Below are 21,592 nucleotides of genomic sequence, written 5' to 3'. Positions count from 1 at the left end.
GCTTAGCCGAGCTTGGCCATCACGTCGTCGGGCACTTCATAGTTGCCCCAGACGGTCTGCACGTCGTCGTTGTCTTCCAGCGCGTCGATCAGCTTCATCAGGCTGATGGCGGCGGCCTCGTCCACGGTCACCATGTCGTGCGGACGCCAGGCCAGCTTGGCGCTGTCCGGCTCGCCGAGCTTGGCTTCCAGCACGCGGGTCACTTCGTGCAGGCTGTCCGGGCTGCAATAGATTTCGTGGGTTTCCTCGTCGGAGACCACGTCATCCGCGCCCGCTTCCAGCGCCGCCTCGAACACGGCGTCGGCCGAACCGGCCTTGGCCGGATAGACGATCTGGCCGAGGCGATCGAAGCTGTGGCTCACCGAGCCGTTCGCGCCCATGTTGCCGCCGTACTTGGAGAAGTAGGAGCGAACCTCGCCCGCGGTGCGGTTGCGGTTGTCGGTCAGCGCCTCGACGATCAGCGCGGTGCCGCCGGGGCCGAAGCCCTCGTAGCGGACTTCCTCGTAGTTCTCGACATCGCCGCCCTGCGCCTTCTTGAGCGCGCGCTCGATATTGTCGCGCGGCATCTGGGAGGCCTTCGCCGCGCTGATGGCGGCACGCAGACGCGGGTTATGGTCCGGGTCCGGCGCGCCCATCTTGGCGGCGACGGTGATTTCGCGGGACAGCTTGGAGAAGACGCGCGCGCGCTTGGCGTCCTGCGCGCCCTTCCGGTGCATGATATTCTTAAATTTGGAATGACCTGCCATAGACTCCGGTCTCGGCTCAAGACGCGACGCCTTGAGATCCGATCTCATCGTTGTTGTGGACTATCGCCTTGGCTCCTACACCAGACCCGGCATGGAAGAAAGGGGGTCAGGCGAGCTTTACCGCCGTGCCGGTCACGGTGACCATCAGCATGGAGCCACCCTGGCCGATGGTCTCGTAGTCGAGATCGACTCAATCACCGCGTCCGCGCCGAGTGCACGGGCCTCGGCAACCATCTCGGCAATGGCGGTGGCGCGAGCATCGCGCAGGGTGCTCTCATAAGCGCCCGAGCGGCCGCCGACGATATCCCGCACCGAAGCGAACAGGTCCTTGAAGATGTTGGCCCCGACGATGACCTCGCCCGTCACTACGCCCAGATAGTCGCGCACCGGCTTGCCCTCAAGAACGGCCGTCGTCGTCACCAGCATGTGCGGCTCCCTTTACAGTCCAGCGGTTAAGCCGAGCCTATCACGGGGCCGCCAAAGAAAAGCGGCAGCCCCGCGTGGGACCGCCGCCTGTTCATTCAACCGCCAGAACGGGCAGAGGCTTACTCCGCCATGCCGAGCGCGGCCAGATAAGTCTCCAGCAGCGCCTCGGCTTCCTGGCGCTTGTGCTTTTCCATGTTCCGCAGCTTGATGACCTGACGCATGGTCTTCACGTCGAAACCCTGCGCCTTGGCCTCCGCGAACACCTCGCGGATATCCTCTGCGATGCCCTTCTTCTCTTCTTCCAGCCGCTCCACGCGCTCAATGAGCTGACGCAACAGGTCGGCCGCAATAACTTCGCTCATCCCGCCTATCCTTGATGGAAACCTTTTCAGAACAGGCATCCGTAGCGGCCAAGGTCCGGCTGAACAAGAGGGTTGCGGCCAGTCCCCCTTTAGCTCTGGCCGCGCACGCGCTTGTTCACCTCAAGGCTGGCGTTCATCCGGTCCAGCTGCTCCTGGGTCGCGGGCTGCTGGTGGCGGGCCTTGAATTCCTCGTAGGGCATTCCATAAACCCATTCGCGGGCCTGGTGCTTGTCCAGCGCCAGTCCCCGCGCCTCGGCCTCTTCCGCCAGCCACTCAGAAAGACAGTTGCGGCAGAAGCCGCCCCAGCCCATCAGATCGACGTTTTGTACGTCCGTGCGTTGCTGAAGGTGGGTGAGGAGCCGCCGGAACGCCGCCGCTTCCAGTTCAGTCCGAGTCGCCCGGTCCATTTGACCGTTCTCCATTTGGGAATTCCCTTTATGCCTTATGTCTGTAATGTCTGCTAAGCAATATTGTCACCGTTGTCATTTGAGATAAGCGCGTCAAAACAATGTTCAAACCACGCCGCCGCAAGGTTCGCATTCTCGCCACGCTCGGTCCTGCCAGCCGCTCGCCTGAAATGATTCGGGCGCTGTTCGAAGCGGGCGCCGACGTCTTTCGCATCAACATGTCCCACGGCACCCAGGAAGGGCATGCGGAGGTCATCTCCCGCATTCGCGACCTGGAAGGCCAGCTGGGCCGCCCCACCACCATTCTGGTGGACCTTCAGGGCCCCAAGCTGCGCGTCGGCACTTTTGCCGACGGCACCATTGAGCTGACGGGCGGGCAGACCTTCGTGCTCGACCTCGACCCGGCGCCGGGCGACGCCACCCGCGTCCACCTGCCCCACCGCGAGCTGTTCGCGGCCCTTGCCCCCGGCCAGCGCCTGCTGCTCGACGACGGCAAAATCCGGCTGGAGACGCTGGAGGTGCACCCCAACCGTATCGTCACCCGCGTGATGGTGGGCGGCCGCCTCTCCAACAACAAGGGCGTCAACGTGCCCGATGCGGTCATCCCGCTCGCGGCGCTGACCGAGAAGGACCGCAGCGATCTCGCCTTCGCGCTGGAGAAGGGCGCGGACTGGATCGCCCTCTCCTTCGTCCAGCGGCCGGAGGACGTGGCCGAGGCCCGCAAGCTCATCCAGGGGCGCGCCGGGGTGCTCGCCAAGATCGAGAAGCCCGCCGCCGTGCAGCGCCTCGATGAGATTCTCGACCTCGCCGACGCGGTGATGGTCGCCCGCGGCGATCTGGGCGTCGAGGCTCCCATCGCCGAGGTGCCGCGCCTCCAGAAGCAGATCGTCGCCAGCGCCCGCGCCAAGGGCAAGACGGTGGTGGTTGCGACCCAGATGCTCGAATCCATGATCCAGTCGCCCACGCCCACACGGGCCGAGGTGTCGGACGTGGCAAACGCCATCTACGACGGCGCGGACGCGATCATGCTCTCCGCCGAATCCGCTGCCGGCGCCTACCCGCTGGAAGCGGTCAGCATGATGGATGAGATCGCCACCCAGGTGGAGCAGGACGTCACCTACCAGGCCCGCGTCCACTTCAGCGAAATCCAGCCCGAGGCCACCACCGCCGACGCCATCTCGGCGGCGGCCAGCCAGATCGCCCTGTCGCTCAGCGCCAAGGCCATCTGCTGCTTCACCACCTCGGGCTCGACCGCGCTGCGCGCCGCCCGCGAGCGGCCGATCACGCCTATTCTGGTGCTCACCCCCAAGCTGGAGACGGCGCGCAAGCTCGGCCTCGTCTGGGGCCTTCATGCCATTCGCACGCGCGACGTGGCCAACTTCGAGGAAATGGTCGGCAAGTCCAAGCGCATGGCGCTGCGCTCGCAGCTGGCGGACGGCGGCGATCAGATCATCCTCATGGCCGGCTACCCCTTCGGCACGCCCGGCTCCACCAACGTGCTCCACATCGCCCGCCTGCAGGGCGACGAACTGAAGAAACTGCCTCGCCGCTAGGCCATGGGGCTCAAGCAGGGGGCGTTCGGCCCCCTGCAGTCCTGCTCCCCTCCGCCGGGGAAACCGCGGCCTACCGCCAGTCGTCGATCACGCGGGCCAGCACATCCAGCGGCATACTGCCCGAAAGCAGCCCCCGGTCGTGGAAGACGCGCATATCGAAGCGGGTGCCAAGACGCGCCTGCGCCCTGGCGCGGGCTTCGGTCCACACACGCCAGCCCAGCATGTAGCTGCACGCCTGGCCCGGCTGCACACAGTAGCGCTCCACCTCGCGAGTGACGTTGTCCTCGCTGTCGCCCAGCGTCTCCCGCATGTAGGCAATGGCCTGTTCGCGGGTCCAGCGCTTGTAATGCAGGCCAGAGTCCACCACCAGCCGGGCGGCGCGGAACAGCATGGAGGCGAAGTAGCCCAGCCGTCCCAGCGGGTCGTTCTCGAAAAGCCCCATCTCGTCCGCCAGCTGCTCGGCGTAGAGTCCCCACCCCTCGCTGTAGCCCGAGAACAGCGGCATGCGCCGCAGCATGGGCAGGTCCGCCGCCTCGATCATCAGGGCATTCTGGAGGTGATGCCCCGGCAGCGCCTCGTGGTGAATCAGCGTCGGCAGGTCGAAGCGCGGCTGATTGGCCGTATCCCGCAGGTTGATGATGAACTGACCTGGACGGCTGCCGTCCAGGCTCGGCGTCTGATAGAATGCGCCGGGTCCGCCTGCCTCGATGGCGGTGGGCATACGGCGGATCTCCACCGGAGCCTTGGGCAACTGTCCAAACCATTGCGGCAGGCGGGCCCTCACCGCCTCCGTGAGCTGTTCGCCATAGGCAATCAGCGCGGCGCGGCCTTCCTCCGTGTTGGGAAAGAGGTACTTCGGGTTGCGGCGCAGCGCGGCGATGCGCTGCCCCACCGTGCCCTGCGTGAGCCCTTCCTGGCGCAGGATGGCATCCGCCTTCGCCGAGAAGCGGGCGACCAGTTCGAGTCCCAGCTTGTGGATCTCATCGGCGGGCATGTCGGTGGTCGTCGCGGTGCGAATGGCATATCCGTAGTAGTCGCCACCCTGCGGCAGCCGCCAGACGCCGGCGTCATGGGTGGCCGTGGGCAGGGCCGCCTCCAGCACGGCCCTCTGTCGCTGCAGGGCAGGATAGACCTCCTGAGCCACGATTGCGCCCGCACGCGCCTGCCAGTCGCCCGCAAGGCCCTTGGCCGCGGCCCGGCTGACCAGCGACGTGACCAGGTCCGAGTTTTCCGGGGCGGCTCCGAGGATCGCGTCGAGCTGAACCAGGGTCTTCTTCAGCACGAAGTCGGGCGGCGTCGCCCCCTTGGCGAAATCCGCCCGCACCCGCGCCGTTTCGTCATCCAGCGCCCCGGCCAAGGCGGAGAGACGGGAGAGATAGTATTCCGCGTCCTGCGCCGTCTCGACAGGGTGCTGGGTGGTCAGGAAGGTCGGCAGGTTCCGGTAATTGCCGGACAGCTGGGAGACGATGTATGGCACCGCCACGCCCACGTTCGGGTCGCCGAAGGGCATGCGGTAGCTCTCGAGCGTGGTTTTCGCCACATAGGCGGCGGTCTGGTGGTTGATCCAGTCTGCGCCGGACAGGGTGGCGGGGTCGAACCCGGCGAGCGCCCGCTCCAGATCGACGAAGATCGCCTTGTAACGCTCCACCCCTGCGAGCGAACGATCATCCAGTTGGCCGCGAGCCGACGCGTTCGCCCCGGTGTCGAGTCCTGTCATGGTCATCAGGGTGGGCGAGATGGCGAGGGCCCGCTGCATCAGTTCATCAAGAATCTGCGTCAGGGACTTGCCGTCCCTCTGCCCCGCGCTGCTCGGGCCGGATGCGGCGGCAGCGGAAGCAAGACGACCGGCGGCAAGCGCGACGGCAGCGGATACAACGAACTGACGGCGGTCAAACATGAAGGCCCCTTTGGACGATGACGAGGCGGGCCATAACTCGGCAACGGCCCGGTGCCCTGCAAGACCAATCGCCTGCAGGCCGAGACCTTAAATCATAAGCATTTAATTGCCCACCGTCCCGGCTTGGCCGAACGTCGATTCTTTTCCGGCGACGCTACCGGCCCGCGCTTAACCTAAAGCAGCCCCGCCGCTTCCAGTTCGGCGCGCAGCAGCTCGGGCGAGCGGAAGTGGTGCGGCACGAAGCCTGCGGCCGCGCTTGCCTGCACGTTGTCCAGCCGGTCGTCGATGAACATGCCCTCGCCCGGCTTGAGACCGAAGCGGCCAAGCGCAATCTCGTAGATGCGCGGGTTCGGCTTCATGACCTTCTCCACCCCCGAGACCACGATGTCGCGGAAGTGGCGCATGATCGGATAGTCGGCGCAGAAGCGGGGGAAGAATTCGGCCGAGAAGTTGGTGATGGCGAACAGCGGCACGCCCCTGGCGGCCAGTTCTTCCACCAGCGCGCAGGTGCCTTCGATGGCGCTGGGGATGGTTTCCATCCAGCGCGAGATCGTAGAGCGCGATCAGCTCAGCGTATTTTGGGTATTTGGCCGTCAGTTCCGGAATGGTCTCACGGACCGAGCGGCCGGCGTCGTGCTGAAAGTGCCAGTCGTGGGTGACCACGTTGGCGAGGAACCAGTTCAGTTCCTCGGGATCAGGGATCAGCTTGACGTAGAGGTGACGGGGGTCCCAGTCACACAGAACGCCGCCGACGTCGAAAACGACCGCCGACGGCCCTCCGGCAATCGCCACAGTTAGCCCTGGCGGGCCTTAAAGCGACGGTTGGTCTTGTTGATCACATAGACGCGGCCACGACGACGGATGACCCGGCAATCGCGGTGGCGGGATTTGAGCGACTTCAGCGAGTTACGGATTTTCATGACGCTTGCCGTTTTATGTCGTGGTTTAAACTTGAAGCAGCGCGGATATGGGTTGGCGGCCCTTTTGTCAAGTCTAACGCGCTTAAAATGCGCGCAAACGCCTACCCGGCGCACCGTTCCGGCGCGTCCCTGCTGCGGCGGGCGGACGAATGCGCTATAGAACGCCCACGCCCCAACAGCAATGGCGGGGCGGCCAGGGGTACGGGCATCAGAGACACCGACAAGCGGGAGAACGAACGGATGATAAGGCGTCTGCTGACCCGGCTGGCGAGTCGCAACGACATGGACGAACCTGAACCGGAGGCACCGCAGTTCGCCCATGCCGCCACGCCCGAGGGGGTACGGCTGGTTGCCATTGGCGACATCCACGGCCGGCTCGATCTGCTACAGGGCCTCATCGCGCAGCTGCGTGGCAGCTGCACCGCCGCGCCCGACCCTGATCTTCCGGCAACGGAGACCCATCTGATCTTTCTGGGTGACTACATCGACCGTGGTCCCCAGTCGGCCGAGACGATCGAATGGCTCATCAACCTTGCCCCCGCCTGGGCCATGCCCCACTTCCTGCGCGGCAACCATGAGCAGTGCTTTCTCGATGTGCTGGCGGGCACCGCGCCGGACGAAACGGCCGCTGCCTGGCTGGAATATGGCGGCATGGAAACCCTTTCGAGCTATGGGGTGAGTGCTCGCCTGCTTTACTCGGGCGATCTGGATGCCATCCGGGCCGCAGCGCGCGATGCCGTGCCGTTTCATCATCGTCGATTCCTCGCCGCCACCCAGCTCAGCCTGCGCTTCGGGGATTATGTCTTCGCCCATGCCGGAATTCGCCCCGGCGTTCCGCTGGACGCGCAGCGGGAGGAGGACCTGATTTGGATTCGCGAGCCGTTCCTGACGTCGGAGGAGGACTTCGGCGCAGTCGTCGTCCACGGCCACACCATCACGCCGGAGCCGCAGAACCTGCCCAACCGCATCGGCGTTGACACCGGAGCCTACCGCCACGGCGTCCTCAGCGCGGTCATCCTGGAGGAACGCAACCGCCGCTTCCTCTCCGTCGGCCCGCTGCTGCCGGATTGAGGGGGCACACAAGGTACAGATTTAAGGGGGTCTTGGCCCCCCTTAACATTCCCCCATTCGATTCATCGGGACGCACCCGGTCTTGTCCGCGGCGTAAACCAGAAAGGGCACAAGCGATCCCGCCATACGCGGCCCGATAAAACGAACGGGAGTGCAGAGGGTCCGAGATCTTCTGCGAAAATACCTGCGAATCAAAATTCGCGCCTACTCCCCCGCCGACGCCAGACGCCGCACCAGATTGGCGGTGGAGGGGTCCAGCCCCGCCACGTTGCCGGTTGCCAGCGCCGTCTCCACGCCGCCCGCCATGCGCTTGCCCAGTTCCACGCCCATCTGGTCGAAGCAGTTGATGCCCATGAGGCAGGCGAAGGCGTAGGTGCGGTGCTCGTAGAAGGCGAGCAGCGCGCCCAGCGCCTCAGGCGACAGCCGATCGAGCAGAATGAGCGTCGAGGGCCGGTTGCCGGGGTGGCGGCGGGCGGGGTCGCCGTCGCCGTCCGTGCCGTTCATCAGCGCGCTGGACTGCGCCAGGCAGTTGGCCAGCAGCGCCCGGTGCGAGGCCTCGTGCGGATGGTCGGGCCGGGCCACGGCGATGAAGTCGACCGGGGCCCAGTCAGTCGACTGGTGCAGCCACTGGAACACCGCGTGCTGCGCGCTGGTGCCGACGCCGCCCCACACCACCGGCATGGCCGGGCCGTCGTAGGGGCTGCCATCCGCCTTCACGCCCTTGCCGTTGCTCTCCAGCTCCAGCTGCTGAAGGTAGGGCACCAGTGAGACCAGCCGCTCGTCATAGGCGAACACGCCCCGCGTCGCGCGTTTGCAGCAGCGGGCGTAGGCATAACCCAGCACCGCCGCGATGGTGGGCGCGCTCGGCCCGTCGCCCGCCTCGGCGACGTGTGTGTCCATCAGCCGCCCCCCGGCCCGGAAAGCCTCGAACGCCTCCCAGCCGTATTGCAGCGCGATGGTGACGCCGACCGGCGACCACACCGAATAGCGCCCGCCGACCCAGCTGCCGAACGGCAGGATGTTTTCCTCAAGTATGCCGTCCGCCAGCGCCTTTTCCTTGGCGGCAGTGACAGCGATCACCGCCTGCGCCGGGGCAACCACCCCGCCCTCTTCCAGCCAGGTGCGGGCGAGGTCCAGGTTGGCCCTGGTCTCGGCCGTCGTCCAGCTCTTGGAGACGGCGACCACCAGCGTCCGGCGCGGGTCGAGGCCGTTGATGGCCTGCTGGAAGGCATGGCCGTCCACGTTGGCAAGGAAGCGGGCGATAAACCTGCCCCGGTATCCCGCCGCAAGCGCTTCCACCGCGAGCGCCGGCCCCAGCACGCTGCCGCCCATGCCGATGTGCAGCACCGCGTCGTAATCGCTGGCGGCGCGATGGCGCAGCCGCTCGACCAGCGCCTTCATGCGCTTGTCGCCCTCAGCCACCACCGCCCGCACCGGGCTGCCGTCCGCCGCCGTCTCGGGCACGATGAAGCCGCGCGCGGCGGTGTGCAGCGCTGCCCGCCCCTCGCTCGGGTTGACGATGCCGCCCTGCGTCAGGGCGCGGAATGCCCCGCTCCAGCCGCCCTGCGGCCACAGCGGCAGGGCGGCCTCCCACAGCTTGGGATGCCAATGGGTTTTGGTGAAATCGATGTGGAGCGGGCCGATATCCAGCACGAACGGCGGCTGGGGCGGCGCGGCGGCTGACAGTTGCCGGAGCGGCCTATGCACCAGTTCCTCGCAGATCTGATCAAAGCCGCTCGCAGGGACAGTCATGCTCACTCCAGCTGTTTTTACCTCACGCGGGACTCGACCTGCTGCTCCCAGCGGAGCGCGGTCTCAACGATGAAATCTAGGTTGCCGTAGCGCGGTTGCCAGGCAAAGGTTTCCTGAATCTTGCGGTTGTCCGCCACCAGCGCGGCCGGATCACCCGCGCGGCGCGGGGCGAGCTCGCGCCTGATCCTGACACCGGAGACGCGCTCCACCGCCTCGATCACCTCCAGCACCGAGAAGCCCCGGTTGTAGCCGCAGTTCAGGAGCAGGCTCTTCTCCGGCTCCTCGATCAAGCGCTCCAGCGCCAGCACGTGGGCGTTCACCAGATCGGAGACGTGGATGTAATCGCGCACGCCTGTGCCATCGGGCGTCGGATAGTCCGTGCCGTAGACGCTGAGCGAGGCGCGCTTGCCCAGCGCGGCCTCGGCCGCCACCTTGATGAGGTGGGTGGCGTTGCGGGTGGACTGGCCGGTGCGCCCCTCAGGGTCCGCGCCCGCCACGTTGAAATAGCGCAGCGCTGCGTGGTTGAACGGATAGGCCGCCGAGCAATCCCGCAGCATGATCTCGGTCATCAGCTTGGAGGCGCCGTAGGGATTGATCGGCACCGTGGGGCTGTCCTCGGCCACCGGCACCTGCTCAGGAATGCCGTAGACGGCGGCGGTCGAGGAGAAGATGAAGTGCTTCACCCCGTTCCGCACCGCGCTTTCGATGAGCGTGCGGCTCTTGGCGGTGTTGTTGTGGTAGTATTTGAGCGGGTTCTCCACCGACTCCGGCACCACCACGGAGCCCGCGAAGTGCATGATGGCCTCAACGCCGTGCTGCGCGCAGATCTTGTCCAGCAGCGCTTCGTCGGCGATGTCGCCCTGATGGAAGGGCACGTCCTCCGGCACCGCCCAGCGGAAACCCGTCACCAGATTGTCGATGACGACGACCGGATAGCCCGCGTCCTTCAACGCCAGAACCGCGTGGCTGCCGATATAGCCCGCACCGCCGGTCACCAGAACAGTCGTGTCCTTCAAAGCCCCCTCCAGAGAGTCTGCGCGGAAGAAACCGCACGAATTATACCCCTGCCCGGCTACTCCTTTGGTCGGGCCATGGCAACCACGGCGGTACGGCAGGGCCTTACGAGACAAAAACGTGGACATGAATTCCACGATTTCAACCTGTTAAAATCGGCAAGCCCGGCCATGGCCGCGCATAGGGCCGCCTGCCTGAACGTGCCGTGAATCGACCACGCGGCACCGGTCCATGATTGCTGTCCTGGCCAGAGGGGCTTAGATTTGCAGCCAATTCCTGTCAGGAGTCGCCCTTCGTGCCCGTTACCCGTCTTTTAGCAGCAGCTTTCCTCGCCACGTCCCTTGCCGCCTGCGCGGCCCCGCGCTTCGAGGCGGACGTGGTGCGGTTCCATCGCAACGACGTGGCCCAGGCGGGCACCGTCTCCCTGCGCCATGCCGACCCCAAGGTCACCCAGAGCCTCGAGTTTCAGCAATATGCGGCGATTCTGGGCGAGCGGCTGGCCCGCCACGGTTTCCGTCCGGCAAGCGGCGGCCAGGCGGACTTTATCGGCGAGGTGGGCTACGTCACCTCCACCCGCGCGCCCCTGCGCGATGGCTCCTCCTCGCCCATCTCCGTCGGCCTTGGCGTTGGCGGCATCGGCAGTCACGTGGGCGTCAGCGTCGGCACCTCCTTCGGCCTCGGCCAGAAGAAGGAGAACAACGGCACCCGCATCCACACCCTCTCCCTGCGGCTGATGACGCCCGATGGCAAGACCGTGTGGGAAGGCCGGGCCACCACCGAGACCGACCGGGAGGAAGGCGGCGACTTCGCCTCCCTGTTTCCGAAGCTGGCCGATGCCCTGCTCTCCAGCTTCCCCGGCCCTTCGGGCAAAACCACCCAGTACGTTGAACCTTCAGGAAGGTAATTCATCATGGCGCTTAGGGTGTCCGCCAACTTCGACAGCGGCAACATCGAGGTTCTTTCCATCGACAGCCCGGAGAACATCCGGCTCTCCATCCGGCGAGACCATAATTCAGATTTCTACCAGTGGTTCCACTTCCGCCTCACCGGCGCGGCGGGCGTGCCCTGCACGATCACCATCGTCAATGCGGGCGGCTCGGCCTATCCGGACGGCTGGCCCGGCTACCAGGCCCGCGTGTCGGAAGACCGCATGAGCTGGACGCAGGCGGAGACCAGCTACGCCAATGGCGAGCTGACCATCCACTACACCCCGATCGGCAACAGCGTGTGGTTCGCCTATTTCGCGCCCTACAGCATGGAGCGGCACCACGATCTCATCGCCGAGATGGCGCAGGAGCCGGGCGTTGACACCGTCGTGCTCGGCCAGACGCTCGACGGGCAGGATCTGGACCTGGTTCGCATCGGCGAGCCCAGCGCGGACAAGCGCAACGTCTGGGTCATCGCCCGCCAGCACCCCGGCGAGACCATGGCCGAGTGGGCGGTGGAGGGCATGCTGCGCCGCCTGACCGACCTGGCGGACCCCGTGACCAAGCGCCTGCGCGAGAAGTGCGTGTTCTACATCGTCCCCAACATGAACCCGGACGGCTCGCGCCGCGGCCACCTGCGGACCAACGCCGCAGGCGTCAACCTCAACCGGGAGTGGGACACCCCCACCATGGAGCGCAGCCCCGAAGTCCTGCTGGTCCGCAACCACATGGATGCGGTCGGCTGCGACTTCTGCCTCGATGTACATGGCGACGAGGCCCTGCCGCACAACTTCATCGCCGGCTTCGAGGGCGTGCTGGAGGCAACCGAGCACCAGTTCAAACTGCTGGAGCGCTACAAGACCACGCTGGCCCGCATCACGCCGGACTTCCAGACCCGCGTTGGCTACGTGCCCTCCAAGCCGGGCGAGGCCAACATGAGCATGTCCACCAACGCCATCGCGGGGCGCTACAAGTGCCTGGCCATGACGCTGGAAATGCCGTTCAAGGACGCGGCAGAAAATCCGGACCCGGTTCACGGCTGGTCGCCGGAGCGCTGCCAGCATCTGGGCCGCTCCTGCCTCGATGCGCTGCTGGAGCTTGCGGACAACCTGCGGTAATCCGGCAGCCCGGCAGAAGGAGGAAAGCGGCATGACGACGGCGGCGGAGCGGGACGTTCTGATCGTGGGCGCGGGGCATGCGGCGGCCATGGTCGCCGTCGGCCTGCGGCAGAAGGGCTTTGGCGGCTCCATCCTCATGGTGGGGGAGGAAGCCGCCCTGCCCTATGAGCGCCCGCCGCTCTCCAAGGCCTATCTCGCGGGCAAGCTGGAGCCGCATCGGCTGTTCCTCCGCAAGGCCGAGTTCTGGCAGGAACGAGCTGTCGAGGTGCGGACGCAGACCACCATCACCCGCCTCGACCCCTCGGCCCGCACGGCAACGCTCAGCACGGGCGAGGCCATCCGCTACGGCTGGTGCATCCTGGCGACCGGCGGGCGGGTGCGCCCCCTGCCCTGCCCCGGCGCGCACCTGCCGGGCGTGCATTACCTCCGCACCCTCGTTGATGTGGACGGCATCCGCGCGAGCCTCACGCCGGGGGCAAGGCTCGCCGTCATCGGCGGCGGCTACATCGGGCTGGAGGTGGCGGCCTCGGCCCGCAAGCTGGGGCACGAGGTCACGCTGATCGAGGCGCTGGACCGGGTGCTCGCCCGCGTCACCAGCCCGGTCGTCTCCCGCTTCTTCGAGGCCAAGCACCAGGCCGAGGGCGTGGACGTGCGCCTGAACACGGCCGTTGCCGCCATCGAGGGGGAAACCCGCGTCACCGGCGTGGCGCTGGCTTGCGGAGAGGTCATTCCGGCCGACGTGGTGGTGGTCGGCATCGGCATCCTCCCCAACTGCGAGCTGGCGCAGGACGCAGGCCTTGCCTGCGACAACGGCATCATGGTCGATGACCTCTGCCGCACGGCGGATCCCCGCATCCTCGCCATCGGGGACGTCGCCCGCCACCCGAACCGCTACGCCCCCGGCGGCCCGGTGCGGCTGGAATCGGTGCAGAACGCGGTCGACCAGGCCAAGACCGCCGTCAGCGTGATCCTCGGCGCGCCCGAGCCCTACGCCGACCTGCCGTGGTTCTGGTCCGACCAGTATGACATCAAGCTGCAAACGGCGGGCCTTGCCCTTGATTACGACGAGATCATCGTGCGCGGCACGCCCGATGCTGCCCCCTTCTCGGTTCTCTACCTGCGCGCCGGGCGGGTCGTCGCCATCGACTGCATCAACAGCATCAAGGATTTCATGGCGGGCAAGAAGCTGGTCACGGCCGGGCTGGAGCCGGACCGAACCCTCCTCTGCAACCCCGCCTTCCCGCTGAAGGACCTGATGGCCGTGCCGGCTTGAATAAGCGTTGCTTGTATATTGATCTTTAAGGGCTTTTTCAAAGAGTCGCGGCCCCTTTGCGCTCCCTTTCGTTTTGCCGAAGGCGTTTCCGGCACTCTCTGGAAACACGTCCGCATGAAACTGTTTCATTGGGCTGCCCCCGTCATCACCCGCACGGTCCGTCAAAACGAGGGGGATGCAGGGGGTTACAGGCCCTCTGCAAAAACCCCTCTCCCAAAACCTTCTTTGCCTGAGCGGAGCGAGTTGGCTACACAGCGGCGGAGCCTTTTGTTTCATCCGTTCGAATGGGATTGCGATGCCTCAGCTTGTCTTGATTCGTCATGGCCAGTCGGCCTGGAACCTGGAGAACCGCTTCACCGGCTGGTGGGACGTGAACATCACCGACAAGGGCGTCGAGGAGGCCCGCGTGGCTGGGCGCGAGCTGAAGGCCAAGGGCTTCGAGTTCGATATCGCCTACACCTCGCTGCTGACCCGCGCCAACAAGACCCTCAACCTCGTTCTTGAGGAAATGGGCGAGCTGTGGCTGCCGGTGGTGAAGGACTGGCGGCTGAACGAGCGCCACTACGGCGCGTTGACCGGCCTCAACAAGGCCGAGATGGCCGCCAAGGTGGGTGAGGAGCAGGTGTTCATCTGGCGTCGCTCCTACGACATCCCGCCGCCGGACCTGGAAGAGACCAGCCCGTTCGACGTCTCGAAGGACCGCCGCTACGCCGGGCTGCCGGTACCGCGCACCGAAAGCCTGAAGGACACCATCGCCCGCGTGCTGCCGCTGTGGGAAGAGAGCATCGCGCCCGACCTGAAGGCGGGCAAGCGCGTCATCATCGCCGCTCACGGCAACTCGATCCGGGGCATCGTCAAGCATCTGGACAGCCTGACGGACGAGGAGATCACCAAGGTCGAGATCCCGACCGGCCAGCCGCTGGTCTATGATCTGGACGACACTCTGACGCCCGAGCGCAGCTACTACCTGAACGACCTTTAAGGCATCTGACGCACCGAAGCGCCCCGGCCCAACCGGGGCGCTTTTTGGTTGCCTGCCAACCCCTCAGATTCGCTCAAAACATGAAATCGACGCTAAGGGGGTTTAAACGCTCTATGAGAGGTTTTTACCTATTTCAGCTAGGGTGGTAGCGGGCAGGCCCACTTTGGCGCTGCAAGAGGCCTTTGCGAGCGTTTACGGGCCATGCCGAAGCGAGACCTCGCCCTTGTAGACGTTGGGCAGAAAAGATGAAGAAGGGATGCAGTTCCTCCCTTCGATCCCCCATTCGTTTTTATCGGGACGCGCCGGTCTAGCCTGCAGCACAAGGCCGGAGAGAAGAACGCCACGACACATCGCAGGGCGCGGCCCGAAAAATCGAAGGGAGGCGCAAAAGGGTTCCGTGCGCGCAGGCGCACAAAACAGAATTATCCCTCCCGCAGAACCTGCAAAAACCGAAGCAGTTCACTCAAACAAAAACGGCGGCCCGAAGGCCGCCGTTTCCGTTTCAGCGTGGCGTAAGTTTTAAGAACTTACTGCTGACCGCTCGCTGCCGGAGCGCCACCCTGGGCGACGTTCTCGGCGTGGGCGGCCCACAGGTCCGCCAGCGGCTTCAGGTTGCCGCCGACCGACTGGAAGGCCGTGAGGGCTTCCTGCGCGCGGCCCGCGCCCACCAGGGCGATGCCGTACTGCAGGGTAACCTCGTCCTTGTTCTTCACGCCCTTGTCGAGGCCGAGCTTATAGAACTCGACCGCCTTGGCGTAATTGCCGTGGCTGAGATAACCCTGGCCCACCGTGGCCGCCGCCAGGTCGCCGGTCTTGCCGGAACGGGCTTCGGCTTCCAGCGAGGGCAGCTCCTTGATGTCGGCCGCGGCGCGGGTGCGCGCCGAGGTCAGCGTCTCGTTGGCCAGGGCCTTCGCCGAGTCGAACACGTTCGCGGCCATGCCCTTTTCCAGCACTGCCTTGGCTTCAGCCGGCAGACCGCGCTTCATGGCGAGCTCGGCCATTTCAATGTACTCGCGCTGACCCTCAAGTGCGTTGTTCACCCACTGCAGGCGATAGGAGTCGAGGATCATCGGGTCGGTGATGCCCTGCTGGCTGCGGTACAGCACCAGCGCATCCCGCCAGTTGGTAGCATTCGGGTAGTTCCGCACCAGCTCCAGCATGGCCGATTGCACGGCCGCGTTGTCGTTCGACTGGATGGCCGACTGGGCGATCAGCTTGTAGACGCTCTCTTCCACCGGCTGGCCGAGACGCTTGGCGGTGTCGACGGCCTGGCGGAAGGTCGCGCCCGCGTTGGCGTAGTCATCCTGCTGGTAGTAGATGCGGCCCATGTTGAGCATGGTCTCAACATTGTTCGGGTCGGCGGCCAGGGCCTCCTTCGAACGCTGGATCGCCTTCGGGTAGTTCTCGGCCTGGATCGCCAGGGCGATCAGGTTGTTGCGGATCTTCGGCACCTCGGTCGGCGAGGTGTACTTGTTGGCAGCCATCTGCTCGAGGGCCTGTTCCAGCAGGGCATTGTCCTGGGTGTCGGCAGCCGCCTGGAACTTGAAGTTGGAGATGAAGTACATGTCCTCTTCGGTCAGCTCGCCCTTGCTTTCCAGCTCGGCGATCTTGGCCTTGACGGTCGCGAAGTCCTTCTCGCCCAGCGCCTTCTGGATCTCGCTCAGGCTCTTGGCGGCCTTCTTGCTCGGCTTGGGCGGCTTGGGAGCCTCGCCCTTGTCCTGCGCGGCTACCGCCGGGGCGGCAATGACCGCCGCGCCCGCTGCCGTCATGGCGGCCAGCGCGAGCGCCGAAGCAACAGGACGAATGCGTGATTTCAGCATAATGGTTCTCTCCCGCTTGGCCGCCTTCTTCCCTTGCGGCCTTCCGAAATTCGGTGGGCTCAAACTTCATTAAGCCCAAAACACGTGGGGCCGGAAGTACCGGCCCCACGCTTAACCCACTATGAACTCTGGCATTGCCAGTGCGGCCCAAGGCTTACTGAGCGTAAGCCTCGTTGCCGACAAAGCCCATCTTGGTCACGCCGACCGTCTGGGCTGCGGCAAGCACTTGGTCAACGACCTCGTACTTCGCCATAGCGTCCGGACGAATGTGGATCTCCGGCTGGTTCGGCTGGTTCGCAGCCTGCCGGAAGTACTCCGTGATCGTCGGGAGATCGACGGGCTGGTTGTCCCAGTAGATCTGGCCGAGGAAGTCGACCTCAACCCGGTGAATGACGGGCTGTTCCACGTCAGTCGGCGGCGGGTTGTTGTTCTGCTGAGGCATATCCAGCTTCACGGCGTGGGTCTGGATAGGAATGGTGATGATGAACATGATGAGCAGCACGAGCATCACGTCGATCAACGGCGTGGTGTTCATATCGCCCATCGGGGCGTCATCACCCCCACCTTCTCCTACGCTCATTGCCATTTTCGTTACTCCTCGGAGTCGGTGCGTCAGCGCGTGACGGTCATGCCAGCCGGAGGTTCGGAGATGAACCCGACCTTCGGAATGCCAGCGACCTGCACGTTGAAGATCACACCGCCGATGTACTGATACGGCGTGTTACGGTCGCCACGGATATGGACTTCCGGAATCGGCTGACCAGCCTGGACGGCATTGATCACCCGCTCCTTCACCCGTTCCCGCAGTTCCGCTTTGCCGCCCTCGAGCAGCTGAGCCCCCCAGTAGACGTTGCCGTCCGCATCGACAGAAATGACGATGTTCTCAGGCTTCGTTTGCAGGGGGATGCTCGCCACCTTTGGCAGTTCCACCGGCGCAGTCTGGATCACGACCGGAACGGTGATGAGGAAGATAATCAGAAGCACCAGCATGACGTCGACAAGCGGCGTCGTGTTGATGTCCGACATGGCCTTGCCTTCACCGCCCCCGTCGTTTCCTACGCTCATTGCCATGGGATGGTCTCCCCGTGGTGAATTGACGGTGGACGACTTACTTCTTCGCGGCGGTGGCAGCAGCCGGAGCCGGAGCGGCCGGAGCCGTCACGCGGGCGCCCGACATCAGGAACGCATGCACGTCAGCAGCGAAGTTGTTGAGGTTGTCCATGATCGCCTTGTTGCGGCGGGTCAGCCAGTTGTAGCCCAGCACCGCCGGCACGGCGACGGCCAGACCGATGGCGGTCATGATCAGCGCTTCACCGACCGGACCCGCGACCTTGTCGATCGAGGCCTGACCGGACATGCCGATGTTCACCAGAGCGCGGTAGATGCCGACCACGGTACCGAACAGACCGATGAACGGAGCGGTCGCGCCCACCGAAGCCAGGAAGGCCAGGCCGCCCTGCAGGTGGCTGTTGATCGCGCCGACCGAACGCTGCAGCGACATGGTCACCCACTCGTGCTGGTCGATCTTGTCGGTCAGACGGCCCTCGTGGTGCTCGGTGGCGCGCAGGCCATCGTCCACGATCTGGCGGTAGGCAGTGTTCTTGCCCAGCTTGTTCGCGCCGTCCTTCAGGCTACCAGCAGTCCAGAACTTCTTATCCAGTTCCTTGCTCTGCTTCAGGATCTTCGACTGATCCCACGCCTTGGTGAAAATGATGTACCAGGAGACAAGCGACATGATCGCCATGAGGCCAAACGTGGCCTGGGCAACGATGCCACCCTGCTTCAGCGCAGCGGTAAAACCGTACGGATTGTCAACGGCAACCTGTTCCATTTCGAACTTCCTCTTTTGAATTCGTTTCTCGGCTTTTTATGCTCAATGATGCGCGCGCGATTAGCGGCGGATCTGCCACTTCACGCTCTGCGTCCGCGTTTCCTCGACCGGCTTGCCATCAGCCGTCGCCGGATCGAACCGGAAACGACGCTGAATGAGGTCGCAGGTCTTCTCGTCCAGACGCGGATGGCCCGAGCTCTCGACCACCGAGCACTGCGAAACGCGGCCTTCGGTGTTGATCGTGAACCGGACGCGGGTCACGCCCTCTTCCTCCGCACGCAGCGAAGCAGACGGATAGTCGTCCTCGCTGATAACGTTGCGGCGGCTGCCCTTGGCCGGAACCCGGTTGACGGGCTTCGGAGCCACGGCAGGCGTCGGAGGGGCGGGCTGAGTCACGCGCTGCGGCTCAACCTGCTTGACCGTGGTCTGCGAGGTGATTGGAGGCGGCGCCGGCGGCGGCGGCAGCTCGATCGGCAGATCGGGCGGCGGCACGTAGGGCGGGATTTCTTCCAGCTCTGGTGGCGGCGGCGGTGGTTCATCCTCAGGAGGCGGGGCTTCCTCGATCTCGGTAACCTCGATCGGCCCCTGAATGAGTTTGATGAACTTCGGCGCCAAGCCGGCAGAAAACGCCCAGCCGAGCATAATATGGATGACGATCACGACGCTGAGCGCGCCGATCCGTCCTTTACTCATTTGCTGGTCAGTGTACGCCATCGAAGGGGGTCAGCTCCTCTCCCATGAACTGAGATGATCCGTCATGGTGGCGCCACAGCCCATGTCTGTCCTCTGCTGCCGCAGCCCACACCAAAAACGAAAAGTGGACGCCCGCCGACGGAACGCCGGACCCCCACTTACCCTGAGTAGTAGCCGCGACGGTTCGCTGTCGCAACCGCTTTTTCGAAGGGTAAAAGGGCTCAAAATGGCCTCGCGGGACCCTATAAACCGCATAGTGGCGAAGCCTCCGCACCGCCTGAGCGCTTGACTTCTCCCCCCGGTCCGCAGTCAATCCGGGCCCATTGTTCATTGTAAAACAAGGTCCAGCCCACGCCCCTGGGCACCTGGACACAGCGGAGCCATATTACCAGTTGGATCCGCCGATTTAAGTAGAAGGGAAGCCATGCCGTCCTTGCGATCAGCCGTTCAAATTAAGCGACAAACGTCTCGCCGCTCCCTGCTGGCGACCCGGATTCTGCTGGCATCCGCCCTCGCCCTGGCCATGCCGACAGCGGTTTCGGCCCAATCCGGCACGGCGACTCCGGCCGCTTCCGTGACCTATCCGCTGGTCGCCAATCTCACGCTCAATGCCGATGTGGTGCTGGTGGCCACGATCCGGAAGCTGGAGCGCCTGTCCGCCAAGGAAGCGCCGGGCCTGTCCGAGGGCTACAACCGCTTCGTGATCCGCGCCAACGTGACCGGCGTCCTGCTGGCGCCCCGGGCGATTCCGGGCGAGATCACCTACATCTGGGACGCGCCCGAGTCCGTCTACGGCAAGCGTCCCAAGCTGAAGGAGGAAACCGTTCTCCTCTTCCTGCGCTCCGTGCCGGGCAACGACCGGATTTATCAGCTGGTCGCGCGCAACGCCCAGGTTCTGAACCCCTCGCCCGCCATCCAGATGGTGCGCGACGTCGCCGCCGACCCGAATCGGGCAACGGGCTTCGGCCTGCGCGTGACCGGTGTCGTTGACGCCACCCGGATGCAGCGCCGCAGCGATGAGGACTTCGCCACCCACTTCCTCATCCAGACGGCCGAGAAGGGCATGATGACCGTCAGCGTGCCCGACACCGCCACCGGCGCAGGCTCCATCCAGGTGGCCATGCCGGACAGCCTGGGCGAAACCCGGCCGCTGGAGCGTAATTCGCTGGTGGGCTATTTCCTCGCCTGCGGCCTGCCCGACAGCCTGCCGGAGCGGGTACTGGAGACCGCCGCCGCCATTGGCGACGAAGCCGCCGTGAAGACCGGCTATCAACGGCTGCGCGACACCGTGGGGCCGTGCCAGTGACGGCCAGCCCCGTAAAGTCCGTTCTGGTCACCGGCGCGGCCCAGCGCATCGGCCACGCCATCGCCCTCCGGCTCGGCCGGGCGGGATGGCGCGTGGCGGTGCACTACAACACGTCTGAAAAGGCCGCGGCGGAGACGGTGGAGGCGATTCGCGCCGACGGCGGCTTCGCCGTCGCGGTGCAGGCCGACCTTGCCCGCGACGAGGAGACCGCCGGCCTTATCGGCAAGGCGGTCGAGGCGGTGGGACCGCTGACCGCGCTGGTCAACAACGCCTCGGTGTTCGACCGGGACCAGTGGGATACGGTCACCCGCGAGGGCTGGGACCGCAACCTCACCATCAACCTCTGGGCGCCCTTTCACCTTTCCCAGACCTTCGCCCGGCAGCTACCGGAGACGATGGAAGGGGCGATCGTCAATCTCATCGACCAGCGGGTATGGCGGCTCAACCCCGACTTCACCAGCTATACGGTGAGCAAGACCGGCCTGTGGACCCTGACGCAAACGCTGGCGCAGGCGCTGGCCCCGCGCATCCGGGTCAACGGCATCGGGCCGGGGCCGGTCCTGCAAAGCATCTACCAGACCCCCGACCGCTTCGCGCGGGAAGCCTCGCGCATCCCGCTGGCGCGCGCCGTCGCCCCGGAGGAGATCGCCGAGACGGCGCTGTTTCTTCTGGACCAGCCCTCCATCACCGGCCAGCTGATCGCCGTGGATGGCGGCCAGCACCTCGCCTGGAAAACCCCCGACCTCGATGGGACCTACTGACATGGAAAACAATCTTGCCGCCCTGCCGGGCGCCACGCCCTCCCCTGCCGTCAATGCCATCCGCCGAGTGTTCGTGCGCGATCTTCTGGTGCAGACCGAGGTCGGCGTTCTCGAGTCCGAGAAAGGTCGCGTCCAGCCGGTGCGACTCAACCTCGACGTCATCACCGATGCCACCCGGCCGCACGACGACCAGATCGAGAACGTGCTATGCTACGCCGAACTGGCGGACGGGATGCGTCGCATCCTGAGCAATCGGCACATTCACCTGGTCGAGACCATCGCCGATGAGATTGCCGAATTCGTGCTCGCCTACCCCCAGGCCCTTGCGGTCACGGTGCGGGTGGAAAAGCTGGAGGCGGTCGCCGGAACGGAGTCGGTGGGCGTAGAGATCACCCGCACCCGTATCGGCTGATGAATGGTAACCGCAGGAATAAGTTTTACACATCCCCGCAAGGCCGCCGTGTATCAGGGAAATTCAGCTATTGGAGCCGCTCCGTCTCAGGGCGTAACAGTGTTGACATGAAAAAAGTAGATCTTTTTCAATAGCTTGTTGAATATGCTCAAAAAACAGGCAAGTGGCAGGGAATGGCAGAGTTCTGCGGGTTTGGGCAATCCACCAACGGCATGCCCACAAACTTATCCACAGGCGGCGTGGATAAGTTCACAGCATCAGATCGAGCCCTGGCCATAGGCTTGATTCGTTCTCGCCCGTAACATCAATCCTTCTAGGGGCT

22 protein-coding genes and 1 pseudogene are annotated in these 21,592 nt (G+C 65.1%); 9 read left to right on the top strand and 14 right to left on the bottom strand.

Going from position 1 to position 21,592, the window contains the following annotated elements:
• Window positions 1–2: 2 nt before the first annotated feature.
• From L0C21_RS05355 to L0C21_RS05340, 4 genes and pseudogenes are all read right to left on the bottom strand, one after another.
• On the bottom strand, window positions 3–746 hold the full coding sequence (locus L0C21_RS05355; protein ID WP_259277377.1) for a YebC/PmpR family DNA-binding transcriptional regulator: 744 nt from the start codon (window positions 744–746) through the stop codon (window positions 3–5).
• 106 nt (window positions 747–852) lie between these two features.
• A pseudogene (locus L0C21_RS05350) lies at window positions 853–1,172 on the bottom strand (heavy metal-binding domain-containing protein).
• A 119-nt stretch (window positions 1,173–1,291) separates the two neighbouring features.
• Complete coding sequence (locus L0C21_RS05345) at window positions 1,292–1,534, bottom strand: DUF2312 domain-containing protein (protein ID WP_259277376.1); 243 nt, start codon at window positions 1,532–1,534, stop codon at window positions 1,292–1,294.
• 89 nt (window positions 1,535–1,623) lie between these two features.
• Window positions 1,624–1,941: a DUF1244 domain-containing protein gene (locus L0C21_RS05340; RefSeq protein ID WP_259277375.1), complete on the bottom strand. Its 318-nt coding sequence runs from the start codon at window positions 1,939–1,941 to the stop codon at window positions 1,624–1,626.
• A 101-nt stretch (window positions 1,942–2,042) separates the two neighbouring features.
• On the opposite strand from L0C21_RS05340, the gene pyk reads away from it, so the two are divergent.
• On the top strand, window positions 2,043–3,494 hold the full coding sequence (gene pyk / locus L0C21_RS05335) for a pyruvate kinase (protein ID WP_259277374.1): 1,452 nt from the start codon (window positions 2,043–2,045) through the stop codon (window positions 3,492–3,494).
• A gap of 70 nt (window positions 3,495–3,564) precedes the next feature.
• Here pyk and L0C21_RS05330 read toward each other — a convergent pair whose 3' ends face one another.
• The 3 genes from L0C21_RS05330 to ykgO all read right to left on the bottom strand — a co-directional run bounded on the left by L0C21_RS05330 (window position 3,565) and on the right by ykgO (window position 6,311).
• On the bottom strand, window positions 3,565–5,391 hold the full coding sequence (locus tag L0C21_RS05330; RefSeq protein WP_259277373.1) for a DUF885 domain-containing protein: 1,827 nt from the start codon (window positions 5,389–5,391) through the stop codon (window positions 3,565–3,567).
• A gap of 173 nt (window positions 5,392–5,564) precedes the next feature.
• The gene (locus tag L0C21_RS05325) at window positions 5,565–5,930 is read right to left on the bottom strand and encodes an HAD-IA family hydrolase (protein ID WP_259277372.1); all 366 of its coding nucleotides are present in this window, start codon (window positions 5,928–5,930) and stop codon (window positions 5,565–5,567) included.
• 255 nt (window positions 5,931–6,185) lie between these two features.
• Entirely contained in the window at window positions 6,186–6,311 is a 126-nt protein-coding gene (ykgO, locus tag L0C21_RS05320; protein WP_259277371.1) for a type B 50S ribosomal protein L36, read from the bottom strand.
• Between the two features lie 240 nt (window positions 6,312–6,551).
• Here ykgO and L0C21_RS05315 point away from each other — a divergent pair, with 240 nt between their 5' ends.
• Entirely contained in the window at window positions 6,552–7,382 is an 831-nt protein-coding gene (locus L0C21_RS05315) for a metallophosphoesterase family protein (RefSeq protein ID WP_259277370.1), read from the top strand.
• Between the two features lie 204 nt (window positions 7,383–7,586).
• On the opposite strand, the gene L0C21_RS05310 is transcribed toward L0C21_RS05315, so the two are convergent.
• Together L0C21_RS05310 and galE are read right to left on the bottom strand one after the other, a co-directional pair.
• A complete protein-coding gene (locus L0C21_RS05310; protein ID WP_259277369.1) occupies window positions 7,587–9,134 on the bottom strand; it encodes a phosphoglucose isomerase-related protein in 1,548 nt (515 codons plus the stop codon).
• 17 nt (window positions 9,135–9,151) lie between these two features.
• Window positions 9,152–10,150 carry a UDP-glucose 4-epimerase GalE gene (gene galE, locus L0C21_RS05305; RefSeq protein ID WP_259277368.1) on the bottom strand — a complete coding sequence of 333 codons (999 nt, stop codon included), beginning with the start codon at window positions 10,148–10,150 and terminating at the stop codon, window positions 9,152–9,154.
• A gap of 293 nt (window positions 10,151–10,443) precedes the next feature.
• Between galE and L0C21_RS05300 the strand changes: the two genes are divergently transcribed.
• The 4 genes from L0C21_RS05300 (at window position 10,444) to gpmA (ending at window position 14,447) form a co-directional block, all read left to right on the top strand.
• Window positions 10,444–11,052, top strand: coding sequence for a DUF4136 domain-containing protein (locus tag L0C21_RS05300; protein WP_259277367.1), 609 nt, complete (start codon window positions 10,444–10,446; stop codon window positions 11,050–11,052).
• Window positions 11,053–11,058: 6 nt separating this feature from the next.
• Window positions 11,059–12,192 carry a M14 family metallopeptidase gene (locus L0C21_RS05295; RefSeq protein WP_259277366.1) on the top strand — a complete coding sequence of 378 codons (1,134 nt, stop codon included), beginning with the start codon at window positions 11,059–11,061 and terminating at the stop codon, window positions 12,190–12,192.
• A gap of 31 nt (window positions 12,193–12,223) precedes the next feature.
• Window positions 12,224–13,465 carry an NAD(P)/FAD-dependent oxidoreductase gene (locus L0C21_RS05290; RefSeq protein ID WP_259277365.1) on the top strand — a complete coding sequence of 414 codons (1,242 nt, stop codon included), beginning with the start codon at window positions 12,224–12,226 and terminating at the stop codon, window positions 13,463–13,465.
• A 295-nt stretch (window positions 13,466–13,760) separates the two neighbouring features.
• Window positions 13,761–14,447 carry a 2,3-diphosphoglycerate-dependent phosphoglycerate mutase gene (gene gpmA, locus L0C21_RS05285; protein ID WP_259277364.1) on the top strand — a complete coding sequence of 229 codons (687 nt, stop codon included), beginning with the start codon at window positions 13,761–13,763 and terminating at the stop codon, window positions 14,445–14,447.
• A gap of 527 nt (window positions 14,448–14,974) precedes the next feature.
• Here gpmA and L0C21_RS05280 read toward each other — a convergent pair.
• The 5 genes from L0C21_RS05280 to L0C21_RS05260 form a co-directional block, all read right to left on the bottom strand.
• Window positions 14,975–16,267 (bottom strand): tetratricopeptide repeat protein, encoded by a 1,293-nt coding sequence (locus tag L0C21_RS05280; protein WP_259277363.1) that lies wholly within the window; start codon window positions 16,265–16,267, stop codon window positions 14,975–14,977.
• 154 nt (window positions 16,268–16,421) lie between these two features.
• Complete coding sequence (locus L0C21_RS05275; RefSeq protein WP_259277362.1) at window positions 16,422–16,853, bottom strand: ExbD/TolR family protein; 432 nt, start codon at window positions 16,851–16,853, stop codon at window positions 16,422–16,424.
• A gap of 26 nt (window positions 16,854–16,879) precedes the next feature.
• Complete coding sequence (locus L0C21_RS05270; protein WP_259277361.1) at window positions 16,880–17,338, bottom strand: ExbD/TolR family protein; 459 nt, start codon at window positions 17,336–17,338, stop codon at window positions 16,880–16,882.
• A gap of 37 nt (window positions 17,339–17,375) precedes the next feature.
• Window positions 17,376–18,098 carry a MotA/TolQ/ExbB proton channel family protein gene (locus L0C21_RS05265; RefSeq protein WP_259277360.1) on the bottom strand — a complete coding sequence of 241 codons (723 nt, stop codon included), beginning with the start codon at window positions 18,096–18,098 and terminating at the stop codon, window positions 17,376–17,378.
• Window positions 18,099–18,158: 60 nt separating this feature from the next.
• Window positions 18,159–18,812 (bottom strand): energy transducer TonB, encoded by a 654-nt coding sequence (locus L0C21_RS05260; RefSeq protein ID WP_259277359.1) that lies wholly within the window; start codon window positions 18,810–18,812, stop codon window positions 18,159–18,161.
• 403 nt (window positions 18,813–19,215) lie between these two features.
• Between L0C21_RS05260 and L0C21_RS05255 the strand changes: the two genes are divergently transcribed.
• From L0C21_RS05255 to L0C21_RS05245, 3 genes are read left to right on the top strand one after another with little or no spacing between them, the layout of a single operon-like run.
• Window positions 19,216–20,097: a hypothetical protein gene (locus L0C21_RS05255; protein WP_259277358.1), complete on the top strand. Its 882-nt coding sequence runs from the start codon at window positions 19,216–19,218 to the stop codon at window positions 20,095–20,097.
• Window positions 20,094–20,858, top strand: a complete 765-nt coding sequence (locus L0C21_RS05250) for an SDR family oxidoreductase (protein WP_259277357.1) — start codon at window positions 20,094–20,096, stop codon at window positions 20,856–20,858. Before L0C21_RS05255 ends, L0C21_RS05250 begins: the two co-directional genes overlap by 4 nt.
• 1 nt (window position 20,859) lies before the next feature.
• Window positions 20,860–21,270 carry a dihydroneopterin aldolase gene (locus L0C21_RS05245; RefSeq protein WP_259277356.1) on the top strand — a complete coding sequence of 137 codons (411 nt, stop codon included), beginning with the start codon at window positions 20,860–20,862 and terminating at the stop codon, window positions 21,268–21,270.
• Window positions 21,271–21,592: the final 322 nt, after the last annotated feature.

It is taken from the genome of Pedomonas mirosovicensis, assembly GCF_022569295.1.
GTDB lineage: Bacteria > Pseudomonadota > Alphaproteobacteria > Sphingomonadales > Sphingomonadaceae > Pedomonas > Pedomonas mirosovicensis.
Note: the sequence above shows the minus strand (reverse complement) of the source record. Positions and strands in the feature narration are given on the sequence as shown.